Annotated in this window: 4 protein-coding genes; 1 reads left to right on the forward strand and 3 read right to left on the reverse strand. The window is 52.8% G+C overall.

The window, feature by feature from the left end:
* Positions 1-9 precede the first annotated feature (9 nt).
* The 3 genes from araH to araF form a co-directional block, all read right to left on the reverse strand.
* On the reverse strand, positions 10-996 hold the full coding sequence (araH, locus tag DEO48_RS11130) for an L-arabinose ABC transporter permease AraH (protein WP_023312268.1): 987 nt from the start codon (positions 994-996) through the stop codon (positions 10-12).
* Between the two features lie 14 nt (positions 997-1,010).
* Complete coding sequence (gene araG, locus DEO48_RS11135; RefSeq protein WP_109845191.1) at positions 1,011-2,525, reverse strand: L-arabinose ABC transporter ATP-binding protein AraG; 1,515 nt, start codon at positions 2,523-2,525, stop codon at positions 1,011-1,013.
* Between the two features lie 71 nt (positions 2,526-2,596).
* On the reverse strand, positions 2,597-3,586 hold the full coding sequence (araF, locus tag DEO48_RS11140) for an arabinose ABC transporter substrate-binding protein AraF (protein ID WP_008500409.1): 990 nt from the start codon (positions 3,584-3,586) through the stop codon (positions 2,597-2,599).
* A 787-nt stretch (positions 3,587-4,373) separates the two neighbouring features.
* Here araF and DEO48_RS11150 point away from each other — a divergent pair.
* Positions 4,374-4,877 (forward strand): non-heme ferritin-like protein, encoded by a 504-nt coding sequence (locus DEO48_RS11150; protein ID WP_109845192.1) that lies wholly within the window; start codon positions 4,374-4,376, stop codon positions 4,875-4,877.
* Positions 4,878-5,070 lie beyond the last annotated feature (193 nt).

Here is a 5,070-nt window from a genome sequence, read left to right on the forward strand (position 1 = left end):
GGAAAAGGACTAAACGGTACGCTTCGCTTTTTGCTTGTAACGGTCGAAAATCACGGCTGCCAGCAGGATCAGGCCACGCACCACGTACTGCGAGAACGGCGAAATATTCAGCAGGTTCATGGCGTTCTCTACGGTGCCCAAAATAAGGATACCGGCAACCACATATGAGATTTTTCCGATGCCGCCCTTGAGGGAAACGCCCCCTAAAACGCAGGCCGAAATGACGATCAGCTCGTAACCAATAGAGGTCATCGGCTGGCCGCTGGTCATGCGCGACGCAAGAATAATTCCCGCGGCGGCAGAAACCAGCCCTGAGAGCACAAAGATAATAATCTTGGTTCGCACCACCGGTACCCCGGCCAGACGAGCGGCCTCCTCGTTACCGCCAATCGCCAGCGTATTGCGGCCAAAGGTGGTCCGGTTGAGCAGGAAGCCGAACAGGATCAGGCAGGCCACGGTCAGCCAGATTGGCGCAGGCAGCCCCAGCCAGTTGGCGTAACCCAGGGTAAAGAAGCGCTCGTCTTCAATCCCAACAGCTTTACCGTCGGAGATGATATAGGCCAGCCCGCGGACAATTTGCATCGTCGCAAGCGTGGTGATCAGAGCGTTAATCTTCAGGCGTGCGATAACAAACCCGTTCACCAGACCGCTGATGACGCCGAGTAGCAGACCAGCCAGAACGCCAATCCACAGGCTCTCCGTCATGTTGATCACCACTGCCGTCGTGACGCCCGCACAGGCAATAACCGACGCCACCGACAGGTCAAAATCGCCGGAGGCCAGACAGAACAGCATCCCGCAGGCCACCATCCCGGACATGGAAATGGCCAGCCCCAGCCCCTTCATATTAATGAAGGTGGCAAAGTTAGGAACAAAGATCGCGCAGGCGAGGAACAGCGCGGCAAAGACCACAAGCATGCCGTACTGATCCCAGATACGTCCAAAACTCAGCGCCGACTTCGACTTCGGCGCTCCGGATGTAGTAACAGAGGACATCATTAACTCCTTACTCAGGCGACAGCCTGGCTGACTTTAGGCATGGCGAGGTTCAACGCCTGTTGTTCATTCGCCTGTTCATGAAGTAATTCACCGGCAATTTCGCCTTCACGCATCACCACAATGCGGTCGGCCACGCCAAGCACCTCCGGCAGATCGCTGGAGGCGAAAAGCACCGCCACGCCGCGTTTTGCCAGCTCATAGATCACGTTATAAATCTCGTGTTTTGCCCCCACATCGATACCGCGCGTCGGCTCGTCGAGCAAAATGACCTTCATATCTTCGGACAGCCAGCGGCCTAAAATCGCCTTCTGCTGGTTTCCGCCTGACAGATTCATGATCAGCTGTTCCGGACCCGGCGTTTTAATATTCAGAGAGCGAATATGGTGGTCGGCATTGCTCGACTCCCAGCCATCGTTTATCAGGCAGCCTGCGCGAATAAACTTGCGGCGAGCGGAAATATTGATGTTGTCGCGTACCGAATGCACCGGAATAATCCCCTCGGCTTTACGGTCTTCCGGGCAGAGCATCATGCCCGCCCCGATCGCGTGGGCCGGTTTCTGGATATCGACCCGTTCACCATCAATAGAAACCTGCCCTTCGGTAATACGGGTTCCGCCGAACAGGCCTTTCATTAATTCACTGCGCCCCGCCCCCACCAGACCAAACAGGCCGACAATTTCGCCGCTGCGAACGGATAACGAAATCGGCGTGCGCACGCCCGGCGCTTTGACGCTGTCCAGGCGCAGACGTTCAGGGCCATACTGACGAGGCTGCCAGTGATAAATATCACCCAGCTCGCGTCCGACCATCGCCTGAACAAGCTGGTCATGGTTAACCTGCTGCATGTCGGTAAAGGTGCGCACATAGCGCCCATCTTTAAAGACGGTGATGGCGTCGCTCAGGGCAAATATCTCTTCCATGCGGTGCGAGACATACAAAATCGTACGGCCTTCCTGACGCAATTCGCGGATCACGCGGAACAGATTTTCTATTTCACGCGCAGAGAGCGAACTGGTGGGCTCATCGAAGGCGATAATTCTGGCGTTACGCGCCAGCGCCTTGGCAATTTCAACCATCTGCCACTGGCCGATGGAGAGATATTTCAGCGGCGTCTGGGGATCGACGTCCAGACCCAGGTGTTTAAGCTGCAGCCCCGCTTCATAATTAAGTAGCGAACGATTTACCACGCCGCCTTTGTGCGGGAGCTGTCCTAAATAGATGTTTTCCGCCACGGTCATCTCAGGAATGAGGTGCAGCTCCTGATAGATGATCGCAACCCCGGCATTGAGCGCCGCCGTGGTATCGGCAAACGCCACCTCTTCGCCGCGAATGGCCAGCGTGCCGGCCGTAGGCGCGTAGTTGCCGCTGAGGATCTTCAACAGCGTGGATTTCCCCGCGCCGTTTTCCCCCATCAGGGCGTGAACCTGGCCGGCATAGCAGTCGAAGCTGATATCGGTCAGCGCGTTAACACCGGGGAAAGTTTTCCCGATGCCGCGAAAAGAGAGATACGGATCAGACTGTCGCATAACGTCTCCGTGATTCCTGTAGTGTGTACGTCTGGCCCCTCACGAAGCATGAGGGGCACAATCACCGCGTATTACTTACCGCCCAACCCTTTTTTCGCCAGCTCCTCTTTGAAGTTGTCGCGGGTAATCAGCACCACGTCGGTCACTTCGGTAAATTTCGGCGGTTCGGCCCCTTTGGTTACCCAGTTGTAGAGCATCTCACTGGATTTGTAGCCGTGAACGTCCGGGCTCGGCAGCAGAGAACCGTAGAAGCCGGTAGCCTGCGCTTTGGACAGCTCGCTGACGGCGTCAACGCCGTTGATGCCAATCCCGATCACGTCAGGCGCCTTGAAGCCCTGGCCTTCCGTCGCGCGTACCCCGCCCAGCACGGTGTTGTCGTTCATGCCGACCACCAGCCAGTGTTTGACCTCCGGATGCTGGACCAGCATAGAGTTCGCGGCGTCGAAAGCGCCCGGGATATCGTTGGATTTGGTTGGGACTTTATAGATCTGTTTTTCCGGGAAACCGGCCGCTTTCAGCGCATCCATTGAACCGGTAGTACGACGACGGGCGGTGTCCAGCTCGTCAGCCGTGATAGCCATTACCGCGGTCTCTTTGACATCCCAGCCGCGCTTTTGCATCTCTTTATAGAGCTCCTGGCCCTGGCGTTCGCCGATTTTTGTCGCCGCCATCATGACCAGCGGGACGCTGTCCATCGGCTTGCCTTTGGCGTTAACGAACTGATCGTCAACCGCGATGACCTTCATATCGTAACCGCGCGCTTTCGCCGCGATTGCCGATCCCAGCTTTGGATCCGGAGTACAGATAACGAAACCTTTTGCACCGCTGGCCGCCAGGCTGTCGATGGCGTTCAGGGTTTTTTCGCCGTCAGGCACGGCGATTTTAATGACTTCAAAACCTAAATCTTTCCCGGCTTTATCTGCGAATTTCCACTCAGTCTGGAACCAGGGCTCTTCGGGCTGTTTTACCAAAAAACCGAGTTTTAAATTCTCAGCGATAGCGGATTGTGACATAACGGCAGCCAGACCGATGGCCGCCAGCGCTTTAGTAAATTTGTGCATGGTAAACTCCAGCTTTAGCAATCTTTTCTGTAGGGAATAAGTGCGTGCTTCTTATTTAATCGGACTTAAAACAAGGCATTAGCGCTTACCTCGTCATAAGCGTTATTGCTGGTGATAGTTTTAGCGGGAAATTAATCATCCATAAGAGAGCCCCATCACACCGCAGAATTACAGTAATTGCGTACATAAATTCAGCGAAAAATGACATAAAAAAGGCAGAATTTGTCAGACAAATGGAAAGGGGTTAAGCAGAATTATCCATAAGATTAGCCAAGATATCCCTGATGCCTCTTAGCAGGCAAAACGGCACCTGGCGTTAAGGGGGTCAACATGTTTTTCATCACGAATGTACAACGCACCTGAAAAAACGTTATTCCGCAGAATTTGATTTAGCGCAATTTTATTGACACATCATATATTCGAAATGATTAATCCGTATTTCTCATTTTCCCGGAGTAATATTCCAGCTTAATATTTTCGAAAGAGTAACAGTGTGCCATCACGATAAAAACCGTTAATTATTAGGCCATTAAGTCACATTCAATTCATGGCGAGATAATTTTATTTCTGTACTATATTAGACTTTGTAATGTATGGTAAACACAGCCTAATTAAGAGTTTTCTTAGACCAAAGACAAGGGTATGCTTATTTATATCGAACACAGGAAGTGAATTTCGGTCGACTTCGCTCACGGCAGAATGTCTATATCTGCTTTTATCTTCGTATTTGCCTGGCGCTCAGGTTACGCAACGGACATCACGTCCCACAGTCAATAAGGATATGAGTATGGCTACCCAAACGATGATGCAAAAACTTAACGCGCAGATGAACCTTGAGTTCTACGCCTCGAACCTGCACCTTCACTTAAGTGCGTGGTGTGCCGAGAATAGTCTTACGGGGTCTGCTACATTCTTTCGCTCGCAGGCGCAAAGTAACGTCACCAATATGATGCGTGTCTTCAATTTTCTGAAAGCCGCAGGGGCAAATCCTGTCGTTAAAGCCCTTGATGGGATCAATGAAAACTACTCATGCCTGGAAGAACTGTTTCAGAAAACGCTTGAAGAGTACGAGCAACGCTGCAGCACGCTCAGCAAACTGGCCGATGAAGCCAAAGCGCAGCAGGACATTACGACGCTCAAATTCTTACGTGATATGGACAAAGAGCAGCAGCAGGATGGCATGCTGCTGAAGACGCTGGCGGATGAGATCCATAATGCGCAGCAGGCGGGTTTATGTCCTGAGCAAACCGACCGTCATCTGCTCGACATTGTGGCGGTACAGCACCACTGAGTTTTTAATTTGCTTCTGCACGGGGTAAGGCACGAAATAATCCCCTCGCCCCTCTGGGGAGAGGGGAACATACGGCTGTAGTGGTCATTCCGTTCACTTTATGTTCCTTGCCACTCTGTAACGACATAACCGGTGAACGTGCCAGGGTGGCTCAATCGCCACCACCCTGGCAACCCGGGCTCCCGGCGGTAAA

The organism is Enterobacter sp. CGMCC 5087, assembly GCF_003144775.1.
Taxonomy (GTDB): Bacteria; Pseudomonadota; Gammaproteobacteria; order Enterobacterales; family Enterobacteriaceae; genus Enterobacter; species Enterobacter cloacae_M.

Bases quoted from the DNA above. Each gene is read 5' to 3' on its own strand.
- araF (WP_008500409.1), bottom strand. From the start codon at position 3,586: ATGCACAAATTTACTAAAGCGCTGGCGGCCATCGGTCTGGCTGCCGTT.
- DEO48_RS11150 (WP_109845192.1), top strand. From the start codon at position 4,374: ATGGCTACCCAAACGATGATGCAAAAACTTAACGCGCAGATGAACCTT.
- araH (WP_023312268.1), bottom strand. From the start codon at position 996: ATGTCCTCTGTTACTACATCCGGAGCGCCGAAGTCGAAGTCGGCGCTG.
- araG (WP_109845191.1), bottom strand. From the start codon at position 2,525: ATGCGACAGTCTGATCCGTATCTCTCTTTTCGCGGCATCGGGAAAACT.